This window comes from Acinetobacter sp. CIP 64.2 (assembly GCF_000369645.1).
Lineage (GTDB): Bacteria > Pseudomonadota > Gammaproteobacteria > Pseudomonadales > Moraxellaceae > Acinetobacter.
In genome coordinates this window covers 916,422-936,624 of the sequence record NZ_KB850122.1, presented here as the reverse complement: position 1 = coordinate 936,624, position 20,203 = coordinate 916,422, and the positions used below count along the sequence as shown (strand labels likewise).

Here is a 20,203-nt window from a genome sequence, read left to right as displayed (position 1 = left end):
TTGTGCCAAAATTTAATTTTTATTTGCTTTGGTGATTCAGTTTGAGTGAAAAATAGAGGTTTTGTTTATAAACCAACAGCTGCCGATTTAAAACCGGTATAAGTCTTTAAAGATAAGGCTTATACCGGTCAGCAAACCGATTTGAATCACCTAGAAAAAGCCCATGGCTTTGGTTGAATAACTCACCAACAAGTTTTTGGTTTGTTGATAATGATCGAGCATCATTTTATGGTTTTCACGGCCAACCCCAGACTTTTTATAGCCCCCAAATGCAGCATGAGCAGGGTAGATGTGATAACAATTGGTCCATACCCGACCCGCCTCAATGGCACGGCCTGCACGATAAGCGGTATGGGTTGAACGTGACCAGACCCCAGCACCTAAACCATACATGGTGTCATTGGCGATCTGGATGGCTTCATCAAAGTCCTTGAATGTGGTTACCGATAGCACAGGGCCAAAGATCTCTTCCTGAAATACTTGCATCTGGTTATGACCTTTAAAGATGGTTGGTTCGATGTAATAACCATTACCGACTTCTTGGCGACCATGGCCACCCAAAAGTACCTCGGCACCTTCTTGTCGGCCTGTATCGATACAACGCAGGATTTTCTCTTGTTGTTCTAAGGAGGCTTGTGCACCGACCATGGTGTCGGTATCGAGTGGATGTCCAAGTTTGATGCGCTTGACCCGTTCGATGGCTTTTTCCATAAATTGATCGGCGATACTTTCTTGAATCAAAGCACGAGATGGGCAGGTGCAGACTTCACCCTGATTCAGCGCAAACATCGCGAAACCTTCAAGGGTTTTATCGAGGAAATCATCATCATGATCCATCACATCGGCAAAAAATACATTCGGTGATTTTCCGCCGAGTTCCAACGTCACAGGAATAATGTTTTCAGTGGCATATTGCATGATCAATTGCCCAACTTGGGTTGAACCGGTAAACGCAATTTTGGCAATGCGTGGACTGGTGGCCAGTGGTCGACCCACTTCGGCGCCGTAACCATTGACGATATTGAGGACACCTGCTGGTAGGAGATCCTGTATCAGTTCCGCCACCAATAAAATACCAACTGGGGTTTGCTCCGCAGGTTTAATCACCACACAGTTCCCCGCAGCCAATGCTGGGGCCAGTTTCCATGCCGCCATCAAGATCGGGAAGTTCCACGGGATGATTTGTCCCACCACACCGAGTGGCTCATGAAAATGGTAGGCGATGGTATCTTCATCAATTTCGGAGATGCCACCTTCCTGAGCACGAATACAGCCAGCAAAATAACGGAAATGGTCAATGGCTAACGGGATATCTGCTGCCAGTGTTTCGCGGACTGGCTTACCGTTATCCCAAGTTTCAGCAACCGCCAACATTTCCAAATTGGCTTCCATGCGGTCTGCAATTTTTAGTAGCAAATTAGAGCGCGTGGTTGGAGAGGATTTGTTCCATTCTTTCTTGGCTTTATGGGCAGCATCCAGTGCCAGTTCAATATCTTCGGCACTGGAGCGAGGAATACGAGTAAAACTTTTGCCATCGACAGGGGAAATATTGTCAAAGTAAACTCCTTTGACTGGCGCAACCCATTGCCCACCAATAAAGTTTTCATACTGGTCTTTGAAATGGATTTTTGAACCAGATTGATTGGGATCAACATAGCGCATATACATACTCCTTTATGTGTTTTGATATTTTTAAATAAAGTACCCAGTACGTTATTAATACTGAACATATCGCGCTAAAGGTTGGAAAAAGGTTGGAATTGCATGTCAAGGATGTAGGGAATTACAAATGCATACAAAAAAGGAATTATTGCAACAGCGCAAGCAGGTTGAACAACTGAGGACGCAAAGCAGCCTCAATCCGCAACATGCTGAAAAAATGGAACAGAGTATCGCCAGTTCATGGGAGCGTTCTACACTCGCTGATATTCCCAAAGAACGTCTGGCTGCACCTTTATCCAATCAATCGACTGAAACAAAAAGTTCACTCAGCTTGGCTTTGCAAGCTTGTCGGGAAGATCTCAAGCATGTGGCAGAACAGTCTTCAATGGTGCTTGCTGTTGGTGATATGGGCAGTACCATTATCTGGACGGCGTCTTGTACACAGATGCGCAATGCGGCTGAACAGGTTCACTTTGTTGCAGGGGGGCAGTGGCAGGAAGAACTGGTTGGCACCAATGCCTTGGCGCTTTCACTCAAGACCCGTAAATCCAGTTGTGTATTTTCCAATGAACATTATATGGCGTCGGTACATGATTGGGTTTGTTACGCTGCGCCGATTATTGACCCTTATTCCAAGCAGCTTTTAGGTGTGGTGGATTTATCCACCACATGGGAACACCACAATAGTTTAGGGTTATTGGCCGTCGAGCGTTGTGCCGCAATTTTGCAAATGGCAGTACAGCAATTACAGCAGCAACAATTGTATTTACGTACCTTTAATACGGCACAGGTCTTGCTGAACGGGCAGAATTTGACTTTAACCCCAAGACAAATTGAAATTCTGGTGATTTTAGCCTTGTGCCCGCAGGGATTGAATTTAGAGAATTTACATCAGGCGTTGTATGGGGAACGCAAAGTCAGTCTTGGGACATTAAAAGCAGAGATGTCGCATTTGAGAGACCGTTTAGGCGATGCGCTCGGCTCACGACCTTATCGTCTCAACGTTGCCGTCGAGGCAGATTTCTTGCAACTTGAGCAAGCCTTGGATGCCGGTTATATCAGTACCGCACTGCAAGGCTATACCGGTATTTTCTTAGCGAAAACCGAAAGTCCATTTTTATGTGCATGGCGAGATGGCTTGGAATCCCGTTTGAGTCATGCCATTTTTCAGACACAGGGCAGTGACGCTTTATTAAAGCATTTGGCCTATTCGCCTGAAGCAATTGATGCCGCTGAACGTTTACTGGAGTTACTGCCAGCTTCGCATCCTGCTAAAAATATGCTCAGTAAGTACCAAGACCACTGAGCATTCAGATATTTAAAAGGGGCGTCAGTATTACTGGATTTTTTCTGCTAACCAAGCAAACAGATCTTTATAAACCTGTGCACGCACAGGCGGTGCAGATAAAACCAAATCATGCAGACCATTTTGAATGGACAGCGTTTGTACATCACCTTTCATTTTCTTGGCATTCTGAGTCATGTCTTTGACATCGAGAATCACATCGCTTTGTTGAGCGTCGATTCCCCATTTTCTTGGATTGTTAGATTGATGTGAATGCATGATCAAAGTCGGTACATTTAAAGTCACGCCTTGATGAATTTCCTTTTGCGCTTCGTGAATCGCCGTGACAAAAGACAAGTGCACAAAAGGCATGCTTTTCGGTTTCCAATCGAGGTTGAAATCCCACTCACCATAAAAATTTTTATGTAAGCTTGGGGTATACCATTGATTTAGACCGCTTGGAAATTTACCATTCGGTAGGCGTTTACCTACTTTACTCAAGAGTGGAATGCCCACTTTTTTCTCAAGCACACTTTTATAGAAATCATAGAATGGACTATTGTTCCAGACTGCTTTGATTAAGCGATGATCTGGATAATGTGCCGCATATAAGGTGGCAATTAGACCGCCTGTTGAATGACCAGCTAGTAGTACTTGATTGTGATTCTCTTGCCCGATAATTTCCAGTGCTTTGCTGATTTCGGCATCGTATTCACGTAAATCCAGCACATAGTAGAATTTTTGGTGAGGGAGGCGAGAGCGACCATATTTTCTTAGGTCAAGGGCATAAAAATCGTAGCCATGCTGATTAAATTGTTCAGCCATTTCTTTTTGGAAAAAATAGTCTGCAAAACCATGAATATATAAAACCGCTTTTTTGGTCGCTTCAGCAGCCTTCTTGCGAACCAAAGTAGCAACAACTTTTCCATCATAATCATCAGCGAAATTTAAGGTTAGTTGCTGATAATCTTCGCCCAATATATCTGGTTGATATGTATAGAGATTTGAAGTAGTCATTTTTATAGATCAAGTCTGAATTCATTAACAACCACATTAAATGAAATCATCTGTATGTCAATGCAATTATGCGATAGCTATCGTTCACAAAAAGTGGCGATTCAGTGAGGAAATACGGCGAGATTTCGTATTGCATTTTTATTTTAGTCAAAAAATCGTTAAGCTATGCGCTGTTGTTTTTGACTGAAGAAATTATGAAACAAGAGACTGCACTGAAGTTACTCAAAGCTGGGGAAAATGTTTTTTTAACGGGCTCAGCTGGTGCAGGTAAAACCTATACGCTTAATCAATACATCCATTATTTAAAAGCCCGTAAAGTACCTGTGGCGATTACTGCATCGACAGGGATTGCAGCAACCCATATGAATGGTATGACCATTCACACTTGGGCAGGGATTGGGATTAAAGATCGTTTGAGCGATGATGACCTCAAGCGAATGAAAGAACGTAAATATTTAAAAGAGCATTTAGAAAATGCCCAAGTTCTGATTATTGATGAAATTTCCATGTTGCATGCCAAGCAACTGAATCTGGTCAATCAAGTCCTGAAGTACTTTAAAGAAAGTGATGAGGCCTTTGGCGGGATTCAGGTGATTGTAGCAGGTGACTTCTTTCAGTTACCGCCCGTTGGTAAAAAGGATGAAAGCAATCGCGATAAATTCTGCTTTATGTCGGAGGCTTGGGTCGAAGCCAAATTCCGTGTCTGTTATTTAACGGAACAGCATCGTCAGGATGATGAAATCCTCAATCAGATTTTAAATGCGATTCGTGCCCAGAATATTCAAAGCAATCACATCACCGCCTTACAACAATCGCGCCAGCATGATATTGGCGAGACCTTTACTCGTTTATATACGCACAATATGGATGTCGATAATATTAATTATCAGCACCTCAATGAAATCGACAATGAGAGCCATCAATTCAATGCGGTTGTCGATGGCAATGAAAAGTTGATGGAAACCTTAAAATCATCGGTGCGTGCGCCTGAAGAACTGACCTTGAAGAAAAATGCCAAGGTGATGTTTGTCAAAAACAACTTTGATATGGGCTATATCAACGGCAGTTTGGGCGAAGTGATCGGCTTTGAAGAAGATGACAAGCAGGGCATTCTGCCAAAAGTAAAATTGACTGATGGTACAACCTTCTTGGTTGAACCAGAAACATGGTCGATTGAAAATGAAGCGGGTAAGGCGATTGCCAGTTTCCAACAGATTCCGTTGCGTTTGGCATGGGCAATCACCATTCATAAAAGCCAAGGGATGACTTTGGAAGCTGCAGAAATCAATCTCACCCATACCTTTGAAAAAGGTCAGGGCTATGTGGCTTTATCACGTTTAAAATCACTGACAGGGCTGAAGCTGCTCGGCTTTAATGAACAGGCGCTTGAACTGGATAGCTTAGCCATTAAAGCGGATCGCCGTTTTCAGGAGTTATCGAGTGAAGCAGAAGCCAACTTTGAAAATATTGATTTAACCACACAGCATAATGCTTTTATTCGTCATTGTGGTGGCACATTGAATGCCACTGAAATTGCCCGTAATGAAAAGAAAATCGCCAAAGGTGCGAAACAGAATTATGCCGCAGCAACTTTGGATGAAACCCGTACTTTATTTGAAGAGGGTTATGAAATTGAAGATATTGCACATGAGCGTGGTTTAACGCCTGCAACGATCATCAATCATCTGGCGCGTTTGCATAAAGAGCAGGGCTTGGATATTTCAGTCGCCAGCCCAGGTGAAGAAGTGATTGAAGAAGTGCGTAAGATTTATAAACGTTTGCATAAACGTAAAAACCCTGAACATTTTACCGATGATGGTTCAATTAAATTACGTCCTATTGTTGAAGCCACTAGTCCGCGAATGGCGTATGATCAAGTCCGTTTAGCCTTATTATTTATTGAATAGGAATGATAAAAAATGCCGCATTTAATTGTAAACTATTCAGCCAATTTAACTGAATTAAATCCACATCAGTTATTAAAAGATGCGAATATTGCATTGGTTGAAACGGATTTATTTGTCGCACATGATATTAAATCCCGTGCATTTAAAGATGAGGTGTTTTTAATTGGTTTGAATGAAACAGAAGCGGCCTATATTCATTTAAAGCTGTATATATTGAGTGGACGAACGCAGGCACAGAAGCAAGCCGCGGGTGCAGCATTGTTGCGTCAACTAGAGCAAAAAAGCTATATGCAAGCTGAGGTCAGCTATCCCGTTCAGCTCTGTGTTGAAGTGATTGATATGCCCAAAGAGGATTATTTTAAAGCAACAATTTAGTTTAAAGTAAACGCTGTTTTATCAAATAAGGACAATTGGCCTTATTTGATAAAATATACTGATTAATATGTATTTTGATTTGATAGTCTTAAAAAAATTATTGCTAGTCATTCTAGTCACTTATATTAAAATAAAATCTTTATTCCTAAATTCGTTGCAGAATATAACATTAAAAATATAGACAGATTTGTATGCTGTTTATAGAATAGCGTAAATTTAAGTTGATTTTTTATAAAATAATGTTGAGTAATATATTTCAGGCCTTGGAAAGTTTGGGCCTTACCGCACAGAGACGTGCAATCCATATTCAGTTTTCCAATCAAAATTTAAATACTCAAGTGTTCCTGCAACGGATTGATGGGCATTATCACCCAAGCCCTGCAAGGGCAATCGGATGGTAGCCTCACGGTATATAAACTGACTTTAGAAGATCCAACCGCACTGTGGAAACAACGCCGTAACAGTCGCGTGTTTATGAACAAGAGCGTGCCTGATGTCGTGCAAATTGTCTTCAAGGAGTGGCAGCAAAAGAGTCCCTTATTCGCTTCCAGTTTGACTCTGGATTTAAGCGGACTGAGTCAAGACTACGATATTCGTCCTTTTATTATGCAATATAATCAATCAGATGAAGCATTTTTGACATCCTTGATGCGTAGCGAAGGGATTAACTGGCTAATTGACGAAGCTCAGCTTAAGGTAAGTAGTATCAATGAACAAATCCAACCACAAAAACTACGCCTGATTGATGACAATAGCCAGTACCAAGCCCTTGATCGTCGACAGATTCGTTACCACCGCAGCAGTGCCACCGAACAATACGACAGCATGACCAGTTTGGTCGGGCAACGCAGCTTACAGCCGAGTAGCGTACATGTACAGCGTTGGCAAGCCGATGCTTTAGAACAAGAAGATGGTGCCGGCAGCGTACAAAGCACGCATAAACACAGTGCTCAATACGACAATGCCAGTTTAGGGCTAGAACAGGCATGGCACTTTTCACCTGCTTGGATGCAAGACCTGAATGGAGAAGATGGTGCAACCGCATCGGGCAATGCACAGATTGAAAAACTGAATCAGAACTTGGGTCAATATTACGACCAACAATCAAAGCAATTTATCGCCGATAGCACCGTCCGCGATACCCATGTCGGTTACTGGTTTGAATTGGCCGAACATCCTGAAATTGATCAACACGATGGCAGCGATAAAGAATTTCTAATTACAGGAAAAAACTTCTATAACCAAAACAACTTGCCTAAAGACCTCAATCAGCAAATCAACCAATTATTAGCACAAAGCAACTGGCAGCCAACCCAAACCAATAATGAAGAACGCCAAGCCAATCAACTGACGCTACAACGCCGCAGTATTAAAACCGTACCCGAATTTAATCCATTACAACACCGTCCAGCAGCTTCACCGCAACGTGCCAAAGTAGTTGGGCCAAGTGGCGAAGAAATCCATGTGGATGAATGGGGACGAATCAAAGTCCGTTTCCTGTTTACCCGTAACGATGATCACAGCCATGATGGCGGTGCAGGTGCCAATGACAATGACACCGATTCAGCTTGGGTTGATGTACTCACGCCTTGGGCTGGTGAAGGCTATGGCGCACGCTTCTTGCCGCGTATTGATGAAATCGTGGTCATCGACTTCTTTGATGGCAATATTGACCGTCCCTTTGTGGTGGGAAGAATTCACGAAGGCCATCGTAGCCCAACCAAGTTTGATCATGTAGGTAAGCTGCCAGACACCAAGAAACTGGCAGGGATCAAATCTAAAGAGTACCAAGGTGAAGGCTATAACCAACTGCGTTTTGATGACACCACAGGACAGATCAGTGCCCAGTTGCAAAGCAGTCATGCTGCCAGTCAACTGAATCTGGGGAAACTGAGCCATCCTAAAGACAAAGCCGAAAGTGAAGACCGCGGTGAAGGTTTTGAGCTGCGTACCGACCAATGGGGTGCAGTACGAGCAGGTGAGGGTTTACTGCTTTCCACACATAAACAGGATCAAGCCCAAGGTGAACACCTCGATGCCCAACCTGCCAAGCAACAGCTTGAAGGCAACCAGAGCAATGCCAAAGCCTTAAGTGAAGTGGCTAAGAACCAGCAGACCGATGAGATTGAATCGCTGGATCAACTCAAAGAGTTTGCGGAGCAGATTCAAGAAAAAATCGCCCAGTTTAAAAAATCATTACTATTGCTGAACTCACCTGCGGGCATTGGTTTAAGTAGCAATGAAGATATTCATCTCTCTGCCGATGGACAGATTAACCAGTTTGCAGGCGATAGTATCAATCTAAGTACACAAAAGAATTTGGTTGCCCATGCGCAAAACAGAATCAGTGTGTTTGCAGCGCAGAATGGGATTAAACAGGTTGCCGCCAAAGGTAAGTTTGAAGTGCATGCTCAAGGGGATGGTATGGATTTACTTGCCAAGCAAGGCATTCAGATTATTTCGACTGAAGATCGGATTGAAATTACTAGCCCTAAAGAAATTTTAATTACGACTAAAGACGCTCAAATTAAAATTAATGGTTCAGGTATTTTTCCTGTGACCAGTGGCAAGTTTGAGGTGAAAGCAGGGCAGCATTTGTTTATGGGTGGGGCGAAAGTAAATACAGTTATTTCAGCATTACCGGATGTAGAAAATCCTTATGTTTTACAATACTTGGTAAAAAATAAAGAAAGTCAGGTCATAGCTGATAAACCTTACATATTATTTGATGAAGAGGGAAATGTTCAAAAGGGCAAAACTGACCAAAAAGGATTTATGAAGCTAAAAACATCACCATCTGCTCAACAAATTACGACTTTAGTAATGATGAATGAAATTGAGCAAGCTGGAGAAGAAGACTCGGGAGATCAACTATGAGTACCTATTTCAGTCGTCTGAAGCTCAGTGTTCAAGCCCCTCTCAAATTGAAAGATTTAACTTATAAATTTTTTGTGATTAATAATACGACTAAGAAAACAACAACATTTGAAGGTAATTTTGATGAGCAAGGTTTAACAGGTTGGACTGAAATATATAATTTAAATACCTCCTTAATTTATGCTGTTTATTTCCGTGGAGAACTTCTTCAAAAAATTGCAGTTAAGGCTTATTCTAATAAAAAGACACATAGTACGTTTACGATTAAGACCACGACGGAAATAACTAAAAATCTAAAAGAAAATATTAAGGAAATTTATCTTAATGATGGAGAGGTGGCTTGGTATTTAATTAAAAAAACTGAAACAATGTTAGATTGGTCGAAAAGAGTTTTTAAAAAACCATTGATTGCATCAGATTGGGATACGCTAAAGGCCAATAATCCGCATATTTCAAATATAGCACCTATTCGGCTTCTGACCCCAGGGATGGTAGTGATTCTTTCAAATTCAACATCAGCAAAAGAATTACAAAAATATAAAAATGATGCACAAAAAGCTCAGACTAATATTGAGCTTATGAAAAAAGATAAAAATTTTGATGCAGAATTCTTCGCCCAGAACTATGAATTTTTTTATGACGCCTTGATTGATACTAGAACGGAGATTACATATAAAAATATCTTTGAAAATAACGATCATCCTTTAGTCCAAAAATTTGAAAAGCCTTCAAATGATAGCGGAATAGCATGGGGAGCAATTGCTAAAGGTGGAATTGATGCAACTTTAGCATTTCATGAAGGTACAGCCACAAGAATGAATAAAATTCATGGTCAATTAGCATTAAAAATGGCTGAAGAAAGAGCAAAAGGATCAGGACTAGCAAATCCTAAAAACTTTAAGGCTTTTAGGCGTAAATATAGTGATCTATATAAGCAATTAGATCATGAATATTCAAAAGGAATTTTTAAGTGGGATCAGTCTATCAAAACTAATAATATGCGACGTATGATTAGTCAATCCTCTTTGGCCAGAGGAACAACTTATAAAGGTGGTATGAAAGAGTATGTAGAAAAAATGGCTGAGTTAGGGAGAATGAGCAAAGTCATTAAAGGTGGGGGATACTTATTTTTAGCAATTGATGTTTATAATGCAGGTGATGCAATTGCCAATGCGAAACCTGAGGAAAAAACTAAAACTACAGTAATTGAAACATCTAAAATTGCTGGAGGACTTGCTGGAGGTGCTGCTGGAGCCTTTATTGTATTAACTGTTGCTACAGGGGGAACTTCACTAGTTGTGTTAGGCTTAGCTGCTGGAACATCTGCTTTTCTTGGATGGGCTGGTGGAGAAGGAGCTGGTATTCTTTCAGAATATATATATGATAAAGCGAGTAAATAAATGAATCATATTTTTGATTTACTTATTAATGATAGGAAATTTTTATTTTCTGTTCTTTCATTCTTTTTTTTATTCCTTTTCTTCTTTTTTTATATTATACAATATTTTTATGTATCTTATCATTTAAAGGGGATGTGTAAAGTTATTTTTAATGAGGAAAAATATTTTAAAGTCCCCTTGGAGCCTTTTAATTTCTTTTTTGTCAGTGTTTTACCAATAGTCTTCTGGCGTGAAGTCTTAAATATAAAAAAAGAAGTTAAATTTAAAAAACTTTATGGTAAAGATTTTTACTATCCAGTAGATAAATATAAATTAAATAAAATGTTAGCTAAGTATAAAATTTTCTTTTATCTCCAATATTTAATATATTTTTTTGTAATGCTTTGGGGGGTGTTTATGATAGTAGCCCTTATTCTGGATTGAATTTAATTTGCTTTATTATTGCAAGTTCAGGTTGCTAGAGTTGATTATCTTAAAACGGTTGAAGGACATAAAAAAGCTATTTTGGAGAGATTACCCTAAATAAAAAAGTTGAATCTGCTAATGTTGCGGCTATTTTTCATCAATTAGCAGCAAGATATGTGAATCGTAATGAAGCTTTACGAGGAATTATTTACTCTAAGCCAGTGCTTGTACTGCAACTCGGCTTTGTTGCACAAAGATTTGAAAGGCAAAGCGCCCCTAATTGAGCCAAATTTAAGGCGTAACTTGGGTAAGTGGTCGACCTAATTCCGTAAATCTGTTGAGGACTGCTACACGTGCATGAACCTCATTGACTTGGCTATCAAAGCTCCTTGCACTGAGTTTATCTCTTAATAATTTGATGCAGTGCATTTTAGTCTCAACCAAACTTCGGCGATGATAGCCTGACCATTTTTTCCATAGTGTCCTACCTAAACGTTTAATTGTTCGAAGTAATTCATTTCGCTCTAGCGAGCTACTCTTTGTATCTTTCCATGGTTTCGCATTTTTTCTAGGTGGAATCACCGCATGTGCTTGCCGATCTGCAATGACCTGACGGCATTGCTTGGTGTCATAAGCTCCATCGGTATAAACAGAGTCAATCTGCTCATCTTGTGGAATCTGATTAAGTAAATCACCAAGCACCTGTGAATCACAGACATTATTGGTTGTGAGCTGAATAGCGCGTATTTGTAGGGTTTTGGCATCTATACCAATATGTAGTTTACGCCATTGGCGACGATATTCAGCTCCATGTTTCTTGCGTTTCCATTCGCCCTCACCTAGAAACTTCATCCCTGTAGAGTCTACGAGTAGATGCAGCCCATCGCTACTTTTTTGGTAGCTGATTGCAATATCAATATGCTTTTGTCTTCTACAAAGCGTACTGTAATCTGGTGCGGTCCAATTTAATCCGCAAAGTTTAATCAGACTTTGCACAAAGCCAGTGACCATACGTAAAGATAGACGGAATAAGGATTTAATCATTAAGCAGCATTGGATGGCTGCGTCGGAGTAGGTTTGATTTCGCCCTTGTTTGCCTTTTGATGGAGCATACCATTGCGTAGCAGGATCAAACCAAAGGGCAATATTTCCGCGATTAATGAGTGCTCGGTTATATGCGGGCCAATTGGTTGTGCGGTAGATTTTGTGTGTAGGCTTCTTCATTTGAAAATTATATCGCTGAAAAAGCCTTTACAGATAGGTTTGTGCAACAAAGCCCTGCAACTCCACGCACAGTATATAAATATTGGACACGCTACTCAGGACTATGAAAAATTTAACATTAAAACATTACTTGGCGCTTATTCTGATTCTTTCAGGTATCTTGGCTATTTGTTTTGAATCTCTTACAAAAGGTTTTGTCACTTACGTGCCTCATGGCGGGGGAGGATTTGTCTATTTGAGGGAAATGGAAGGCTCAAACGAAGATGAAAGCGTACTCCTTTGGTTCTTCGGTATTGTAAGTGTTATTCTTGGTACTATAATGTTCTTTGTGAAGAATATTATATATGTTCTGAGAGTTGGCTTTTTTGCTTATGTATTCCTGTTCTTATGTGCACTCATGACCGATAGTGATCCTTTAAACCAACTCATTATTAATACAGTTAAGTTTGATCATAATATCTACTTAATTTTATGGTGTATTTTTTTAGCTCTTTATACTTTAGTTTTTACAATATTAAATATGAGAAATAACTGATTTTTAATAGTAGTTATTTTGAAAATGATCCTCCCTTTGTAGTTGGTCGGATTCACGAAGCACATCGTAGTCCAACCAAATTCGACAACGCAGGCAAATGGATGTTGCTAATATTGAAGCAGTAATTTTAAGTGTTACTTTTGTTAATATAATTTCCTTATTTTCTGAGAAGAGCTTAAAAATTTTTTTTGAAAAAAGAAAACTATTCTATGTCTTGGATTTCAGCTCGGCTATGAGAGTGGTAGAGCAGCATAAAAAGTTATGGTTTTATATTAAGTTATCTGTTTTTTTTGGTTCTACGATAGTTATAAGCTCAGTTATGCTCTTTTGGCTGTAATTCAATTATTGATAATTTTATCTATCTAAAAGGATATTCCATACTTGTCTGAGCTTAATCCTGTTTCATTAAACACACTCCGTAAAGACCGACTTTATAGTTTAAGCGTTGTTTGTCTGCATGAATTTCTTCATTTTCTTATGAGGTTAAACAAGGACGTACAACAATGAAAAAAGCACTATTTCTCTTGGGTTCAATGGGTATCTTGGCAAATACGCCAGTCTTGGCCGCCGATTTCAGTATCGGTGATCCGAAAACACAAGCGGGTGAACTGAAACTGACGGGCGCCATCCGTACCCGCTATATCCATAAAGACTATATTGTCGAAGCCAATGAAGGCTCCAAAAATGATGACTGGCGGCTGGCAGATATTAAAGCGGTACTCAGTTATGAAAACCCAGACTGGATTGCATCGATGGATGTACGCTGCTACCAGTATGACCGCTTATGTGATGCACTATTTTTAAAAGATGCTTGGGTAGGCTATAAGTTTTCAGATCAGCAACGACTGACAGTCGGTTTTCAATCGGTTGATTTTGGCTTTGGACGACTATGGGGCAATAGCTATTATGAAACTTTGCTGAATACCGTTGGACTGGAAGACATTCAAAACCTTGGAGTGAAATATCAGTTTAAGGACAATCTGTATAATTTCATTCTTGGTTTTTACCCGACGGATGGTGGTAATTACAAAGGCACCTCCAAAGATTCAAGTCGTTATAGCGGTAACTTTGTTCGAGCCGATGATTTGACCCAAGGTACCGATATTGATGAAAAGAATATGTGGGTGACGCGCTTATCCCGAAAGTTTGAGCTCGATCAATCCCAGAACTTCTCTACGGAAATTGGTGGTTCTTATTGGTATTCGGAATTGGAAAATAATCGTACCAACCAAGATGGGCATCGTAGTACATGGAGTATCTTTAGCACTACCAATTATCAGGCATGGCAATGGTTGTTCTTGGCAGGAGAGCAGAATATTAAAAATGCAGATGATCTTTTACCGAAAAGTTCGACCATTGGCGCATTTGATTATCCTTATCAAGTAGCGAACAAAGGCAAATATATGGCCAATGAAATTAACTACACCTTTGCCAAACCTTTCCATCAGTTAGAAAATATTAAACCTTATGTCTCGTATAGCCGTTTTTATAAAGATGAATCAGGCTATCAAGATTCAGATCGCTTAATCGCAGGCCTATATTTTAACTATAAAAAAGTCGGCATACAGGGCGAATATATCTGGAGCCGTAATGACCCAATGACGGGTAGTGGCGCAGATGGACTAGCGCAAGGGGACAGCAATCAATGGAATAAACTGTTCTATTTATCGTTGGGTTATTACTTCTAAACTCAGCACTGAAAATGAGCCAGTCTGTTTGAGATAGACTGGCTTTTTTGTTTAGGCGATTCTTAGAATCAAAGCCCCAATTAAAATGAGACAAGAGGAAATAATCCGTACCGCATTGATGCGTTCTTTTAGAATAAAAATTGAGATTAATGTAGCAAATAGAATTGAGGTTTCCCGTAGTGCCGCCACAACGGCAACAGGCGCAAAGGTCATCGCCCATAGCGCCAAGCCATAAGAGAAAAATGAACCAATGCCACCGATTAAGCCCAGATGCCAATTACGACGGAAATATGCACCCATCTGACGATATTGCATTCTCAAGGCAAACATAAAAAAGATCAGACCAGACAGCACGAAACTCCACAGGATATAAGCAATTGGCGAACCCGACAGGCGAATCCCATGACCATCCAGCAAGGTATAGCCTGCAATCAGGACGGCATTCAGCAAAGCTAGACCAATACCTTTACGTCCCGTTTGGGGAGCAGCCAAGATCATGGATAAGATCCCGACGGAAATGGTGATGATGCCAAGCCATGCATTGAATTGTAGTTGTTCATGCAGCAAAAATGTACCTAGAATTGCCACAATCAATGGTGCAGTGCCACGCATTAGCGGGTAGGTCAGTCCCATATCGGCGATGCGATAGATTTTAGCCACCAGTCCAAAATAGAAAATTTGTATAGTGGTAGACGCCAGAATATAAGACCAGCTGTCGCTGTGCGGCATTGGGAAGAAGGGCAAGAGCAGCGCTGCTAAAACTGCTGCTGAGGCAGTGACCAATACCGTGGTTAGAAACTTATTTGTGCCTGCTTTTACAATGGCATTCCATGTAGCATGGCATACCGCTGCGATTAAAATAAGGACAAATATTGCCGTGCTCATAAGCTGCCTGTTAATTCATGATCTTGCTAATGTGCATGATATGGTTGAAAAAAGAAAGCAGGCAGCTGATTGCGATTATAGAAATACTTTCTCCGTATTCGGATTGATTGACTCAATGGGCTGGATCAATTGACCCCGAGTCAGATTCTGAACATGCTGTAAGCGGTTGATCAGTTCATTCTGAATAAACAGGATACAGGTCTGTAATTTAGATGAGCTTTTTAAGCGCGAAGGATACACTGCCCAAACATCCGCATCTTGCCAGTATTCAGGCAAGATATGCTGCAATTCACCGCTAATCAGTTCATCGGCGACATCCCAGATTGAACGTAAGATAATGCCATGTCCTTCAATAGCCAGTTGATGAATAATTTCGCCATTATTGGAGATAAAGCGCGGTGTGACATGCACCGACCGATCTTCCGAAGGATGACGTAATTTCCATAACACAGAGGATTGATCGCGTTCACTGATGGTCAGGCAATCGTGGTTACGTAAATCCTCCAGACTTTCAGGCATGCCATGTTTTAACAGATAACTGGGTGCTGCACAGAAAATCCGAAAATTTGAGACCATTTTTTTCGCGATCATATTCGGGGCAATGTCGTTGCCAATGCGAATATCCAGATCAATGCTGTGTTGAATCAGGTCCTTGGTGTTGTCGATGGTATCAAATTGAATTTCCAGTTTGGGGTACATGGTCATCAATTTAGACAGAATAGGCGCAACATGTTTACGGCCAAAACCGAAGCTGCTGACAATATCGAGATGACCTGTTGGTGTGCTTAAGGGGTTATTCACCAGCTCACTGATTTCATCAAATTCATCCAGAATATTCGAAACCCGATCCAGAATCAGTTTGCCATCTTCAGTCAAACTGACATGACGGGTACTGCGATGAAACAGCTTGCAGTTCAGGTTGGTTTCTAAAATGTTGATGCGTTTACTGATAAATGCAGGTGAAGCACCCAGCTCCTCAGCTGAATCGACAAAACTCTTGCGTTTTGCGACTGTGCAAAAAACCTTTAAATCCGATAGGTTAGGTAGATTATTCACGATCCGTGTCCATTGGGGTGATAGTTTTCTTATTGATCATTGTTGCTGAAAACAGCATGTTTACAGCTAAGGATATTAACCAAAGGTGTAAGGGTGCGTTATGGCAAAAAAGTATAAAGTTGCCACGATTGCGGGTGATGGGATTGGTTTAGAAGTTCTACCAGAAGGCATCAAGGTTGTAAAGGCAGCAGCAGACAAATATGGCATTCAACTTCAAATGGATAGCTTCGATTGGGCCAGCTGTGATTACTACCTTGAACACGGCAAAATGATGCCGGATAACTGGTTTGAGGTTCTGCAGGAATATGATGCCATCTTCTTTGGTGCGGTGGGATGGCCTGAAAAGGTGCCTGATCACATTTCACTGTGGGGATCATTGCTGCAGTTCCGTCGTCGTTTTGATCAGTATGTGAATTTACGGCCTGTTCGGTTAATGCCTGGGGTGAAATGTCCACTGGCTGGCAAACAACCCGGCGATATCGATTTTTATGTGGTGCGTGAAAACAGCGAAGGTGAATACTCTGCCATTGGTGGTAAAGCTTTTGAAGGCACCGATCGCGAGTTTGTGTTGCAGGAAGCAGTGTTTACCCGTCATGGCGTCGATCGTATTTTGAAATATGCCTTTGAATTTGCGGATCAGCGTGAGGCTAAAAAAATCACGGCTGCAACCAAATCCAACGGTATTGCGGTGAGCATGCCGTACTGGGATGAACGTGTCGATGCAATGGCAAAAAATTATCCGCAGATCAAGGCTGATAAGCAGCATGTTGATATTTTAGCAGCACGTTTTGTCTTGCAGCCTGAGCGTTTTGATGTGGTGGTAGCGTCGAATTTATTCGGGGATATCTTGTCGGATTTAGGACCTGCCTGTACTGGCACTATTGGTTTGGCGGCTTCGGCAAACTTAAACCCTGAACGTAAGTTTCCTTCGCTATTTGAACCTGTACATGGTTCAGCACCTGATATTTACGGACAACAGATTGCCAATCCGATTGCGGCGATCTGGTCGGGTGCCATGATGCTGGATTTCTTGGCAGATGGAGATGAGCAGGTGATTCAGGCAGGACAGGAAATCATGCAGGCAATTGAACATGTCTTGGTAAATGGTCCAAAAACGCCTGATGTCGGTGGTACTGCCAAGACCTATGAAGTGGGCGATGCGATTGCCTCCTGTGTGACTGAGCAGAAAATGGATTTATTCGCGATGGAGTAAGTATCTCTTAGGGAATAGTCACTATCCGAGATGGATTGAATAGATATGGATAATCAAATTACAAAACCTTATACAGATAAGACGCTTGCGATCACCAGTCTTGCCGTTGTGTTTACATCGGTAGCTGGTCTGGCAATCTACTCATCTGAATCAATACAACTGGCTGCAAAATGGATGCAGTGGACCACTTCGATGTTCACCACGCCAGTCCTGTTATTTGCTTTTTTATCAATTATTTTTACCTTCGGTTTGGCCTTTAGTAAATACGGCAAAATCAAGCTCGGTGAAGGTAAGCCCCAATATAGCACCATGTCATGGATTTTCATGTTTATTTTGTCGGGGATTGGGTCTTCCACCTTGTACTGGGGCTTTCTAGACTGGGCCTATTATTATCAAACGCCGGGTTTGAATTTAGCCCCTGAATCGGCAGAAGCACTGAAATACAGTGTGGCCTATTCCTTCTTTCACTCTGGTCTAAGCGCATGGTCGATCTATGCCTTGGCGTCGATTTCATTGTGCTACAGCTACCATGTCAGAAAGAATAAAGGGCTGAGTCTGGCATCTGTGATTGAAGCGGTGACGGGCTTTAAAGCGACTGGCCCAGTTGGTCGTGTGGTTGATCTGATGTTCTTGCTGTGTATGTTTGGTGCCTTGACCATTTCACTGGTACTGACTGCGGTGACCTTTACCAACATTCTGTCGCAGCTAACAGGTATTCCCAACACCTTCGTGACCAAAGTCATCATCATCTTGGCGGTATCCATCTTATTCGCACTGAGCTCTTATGTTGGAATGGATAAAGGGATGCAGCGTTTAAGCCATATGGTGTGTTTGGGCGTGGTGCTGTTTGCGATCTATGTGCTGTGCTTTGGGCCAACCCAGTTCATTATGAATAATTCATTGATGAGTTTTGGTCTGATGGCGACCAACTTTGTCGATATGAGTTTATTTACCGACCCGATGGGCGATGGAAAGTTCACCCGTGAATGGACCGTATTCTATTGGTTGTGGTGGATTTCTTATGCACCGGGCGTGGCTTTGTTTGTGACCCGTGTATCTAAAGGTCGCACCATTAAAGAAGTGATTCTTGCCATGGTCATCGGCGGTAGCGTTGGTTTATGGTTCATCTTCGGTGTGTTTGAGAACTACAGTGTCTATAGTTTTATTCACGGCATGGTCAATGTACCGCAAGTTTTGAGTCAGCAAGGTGGTGAAGTAGCGATTGGTCAACTGCTGGGTTTGTTGCCCGCAGGCAAGCTGATGATGTGGTTATTCCTTGGCATTATGGTGATTTTCCTCGCAGCACATATGGATGCAGTGGGCTATGCGGTCTCTGCCACTTGTACCCGAGGTCTGCGTGAAGGGCAAGACCCGTCACCGAATGCACGTTTATTCTGGTGTCTGATGTTAACCCTAGTGCCGATTGCGATGATTTTCTCTAAAGCGCCATTAGATACCATGAAAACCGCCACCATTGTGACTGCCTTGCCATTTATTGTGATTATTCTGGTACAGACTTACGGCTTGGTGAAATGGCTGATCGAGGATTACTCCAAAGTGCCATCGCATTTGATTGAGCAGAATAGCTTTAATGACTTGGAAGCGCTTGAGCACACTGACTCCAATCAACAGATGCAGATTGATATTGCGGCAACTCAAGTTGCGCATAAAAGCAGTCAAAAGGAATTGTCATGACAGCACAACCGAACACGCGCGATGCGTTAAGCGAAGAAATGCAAAGTCTGGTGTACTGGAGCAGCATTTATTCAGCAGCGGATAACGATATTGATTCAATTCGTGCAGCCTATGATGCCATGTGCTTGCACTACACCTTGCCACGAGATGGAACGGTCAATATTGAAGATAAAACCGTTGCGCATGCGACTCATCCCGTCAATGTTCGGTTGTATTCACCATTAGGCCAAGCACCCGCGGAGGGTTGGCCTTGCGTGTTGTTTATCCATGGTGGTGGCTGGATGCTGGGCAATCTGGATTCACATGAATTTATCACCCGTTATTTATGTCGTGATCTGAATGTTGCGGTACTGAGTGTGGATTATCGTTTGGTGCCAGAACATCATTTTCCAGCCGCTTATGAGGATTGTGAAACAGTCTATCACTGGCTTCGCACGCATGGCGCAGACTGGAACATCAATCCAGCGCAGTTGGTATTAGCAGGTGATAGCGCAGGTGGCAATTTAGCTGCAGCACTGGCAGTTCAGTTACAGCATACAGGCAATCAGGCTTGTGGTTTGGCTTTGATCTACCCATGTTTGGGCAGCAGTTTTGATACCGCGTCTTGCCAGCAGCATGCACATGCGCCGTTATTGACGCTCGAGGAAATGCATTATTACCTGAAGGAATATGCACCGAATGAAAGTGACTGGCAGGACACACGTTTAGCACCACTTTTGGCAGAAGAGTTCAGTGATATGCCACGCAGCTTTGTTGCGGTGGCGGAATACGATCCACTAAGTGATGACGGACGTATTTTTGTGGACAAGTTAAAGCAAGCCAATATTGCCGCCGAGTTTTATCTCGGCAAAGGATTACTACATGGCAGTTTACGTTTAGTACGGGACTGTCCTGTAGTGCAGGATTTATATCAGCACATGCTGAGTTCGTTAAAGCAAATGTTCAAGTGATTTGGACATCAGCCAATTTTGATAAAACG

General features: G+C 41.7%; 15 protein-coding genes and 1 pseudogene. 11 read left to right on the top strand and 5 right to left on the bottom strand.

The window, feature by feature from the left end:
- Positions 1-150: 150 nt before the first annotated feature.
- On the bottom strand, positions 151-1,662 hold the full coding sequence (locus F895_RS06760; protein WP_005242284.1) for an acetaldehyde dehydrogenase ExaC: 1,512 nt from the start codon (positions 1,660-1,662) through the stop codon (positions 151-153).
- 127 nt (positions 1,663-1,789) lie between these two features.
- On the opposite strand from F895_RS06760, the gene F895_RS06765 reads away from it, so the two are divergent.
- The gene (locus tag F895_RS06765) at positions 1,790-2,968 is read left to right on the top strand and encodes a hypothetical protein (protein ID WP_005242283.1); all 1,179 of its coding nucleotides are present in this window, start codon (positions 1,790-1,792) and stop codon (positions 2,966-2,968) included.
- A gap of 30 nt (positions 2,969-2,998) precedes the next feature.
- Here F895_RS06765 and F895_RS06770 read toward each other — a convergent pair whose 3' ends face one another.
- The gene (locus tag F895_RS06770) at positions 2,999-3,964 is read right to left on the bottom strand and encodes an alpha/beta hydrolase (RefSeq protein ID WP_005242282.1); all 966 of its coding nucleotides are present in this window, start codon (positions 3,962-3,964) and stop codon (positions 2,999-3,001) included.
- A gap of 194 nt (positions 3,965-4,158) precedes the next feature.
- Here F895_RS06770 and F895_RS06775 point away from each other — a divergent pair, with 194 nt between their 5' ends.
- From F895_RS06775 to F895_RS06795, 5 genes and pseudogenes are all read left to right on the top strand, one after another.
- Positions 4,159-5,871 carry an AAA family ATPase gene (locus F895_RS06775; RefSeq protein ID WP_005242281.1) on the top strand — a complete coding sequence of 571 codons (1,713 nt, stop codon included), beginning with the start codon at positions 4,159-4,161 and terminating at the stop codon, positions 5,869-5,871.
- Positions 5,872-5,883: 12 nt separating this feature from the next.
- The gene (locus F895_RS06780) at positions 5,884-6,246 is read left to right on the top strand and encodes a 5-carboxymethyl-2-hydroxymuconate Delta-isomerase (RefSeq protein ID WP_005242280.1); all 363 of its coding nucleotides are present in this window, start codon (positions 5,884-5,886) and stop codon (positions 6,244-6,246) included.
- A 239-nt stretch (positions 6,247-6,485) separates the two neighbouring features.
- Positions 6,486-9,123 (top strand): annotated as a pseudogene (locus F895_RS06785) (DUF2345 domain-containing protein).
- On the top strand, positions 9,120-10,523 hold the full coding sequence (locus tag F895_RS06790; RefSeq protein ID WP_005242276.1) for a hypothetical protein: 1,404 nt from the start codon (positions 9,120-9,122) through the stop codon (positions 10,521-10,523). The pseudogene F895_RS06785 and the gene F895_RS06790 overlap by 4 nt, the downstream one beginning before the upstream one ends.
- Positions 10,524-10,946 carry a hypothetical protein gene (locus tag F895_RS06795; protein WP_005242274.1) on the top strand — a complete coding sequence of 141 codons (423 nt, stop codon included), beginning with the start codon at positions 10,524-10,526 and terminating at the stop codon, positions 10,944-10,946.
- A 273-nt stretch (positions 10,947-11,219) separates the two neighbouring features.
- Here F895_RS06795 and F895_RS06800 read toward each other — a convergent pair whose 3' ends face one another.
- Entirely contained in the window at positions 11,220-12,152 is a 933-nt protein-coding gene (locus F895_RS06800; RefSeq protein WP_000743262.1) for an IS5 family transposase, read from the bottom strand.
- Positions 12,153-12,255: 103 nt separating this feature from the next.
- On the opposite strand from F895_RS06800, the gene F895_RS06805 reads away from it, so the two are divergent.
- Both F895_RS06805 and F895_RS06810 read left to right on the top strand, forming a co-directional pair.
- Complete coding sequence (locus F895_RS06805; protein WP_005242271.1) at positions 12,256-12,687, top strand: hypothetical protein; 432 nt, start codon at positions 12,256-12,258, stop codon at positions 12,685-12,687.
- 503 nt (positions 12,688-13,190) lie between these two features.
- Positions 13,191-14,375, top strand: a complete 1,185-nt coding sequence (locus F895_RS06810) for a porin (protein WP_005242269.1) — start codon at positions 13,191-13,193, stop codon at positions 14,373-14,375.
- A 51-nt stretch (positions 14,376-14,426) separates the two neighbouring features.
- Here F895_RS06810 and F895_RS06815 read toward each other — a convergent pair whose 3' ends face one another.
- Both F895_RS06815 and F895_RS06820 read right to left on the bottom strand, forming a co-directional pair.
- Complete coding sequence (locus F895_RS06815; RefSeq protein WP_005242267.1) at positions 14,427-15,260, bottom strand: EamA family transporter; 834 nt, start codon at positions 15,258-15,260, stop codon at positions 14,427-14,429.
- Positions 15,261-15,335: 75 nt separating this feature from the next.
- A complete protein-coding gene (locus tag F895_RS06820) occupies positions 15,336-16,316 on the bottom strand; it encodes a LysR family transcriptional regulator (RefSeq protein ID WP_005242265.1) in 981 nt (326 codons plus the stop codon).
- Positions 16,317-16,416: 100 nt separating this feature from the next.
- Between F895_RS06820 and F895_RS06825 the strand changes: the two genes are divergently transcribed.
- The 3 genes from F895_RS06825 to F895_RS06835 are packed head-to-tail and all read left to right on the top strand — an operon-like array spanning position 16,417 to position 20,174.
- Positions 16,417-17,529: a tartrate dehydrogenase gene (locus tag F895_RS06825; RefSeq protein WP_005242257.1), complete on the top strand. Its 1,113-nt coding sequence runs from the start codon at positions 16,417-16,419 to the stop codon at positions 17,527-17,529.
- A 39-nt stretch (positions 17,530-17,568) separates the two neighbouring features.
- Entirely contained in the window at positions 17,569-19,224 is a 1,656-nt protein-coding gene (locus F895_RS06830) for a BCCT family transporter (protein WP_171057889.1), read from the top strand.
- Positions 19,221-20,174, top strand: a complete 954-nt coding sequence (locus F895_RS06835; protein WP_005242254.1) for an alpha/beta hydrolase — start codon at positions 19,221-19,223, stop codon at positions 20,172-20,174. Before F895_RS06830 ends, F895_RS06835 begins: the two co-directional genes overlap by 4 nt.
- Positions 20,175-20,203 lie beyond the last annotated feature (29 nt).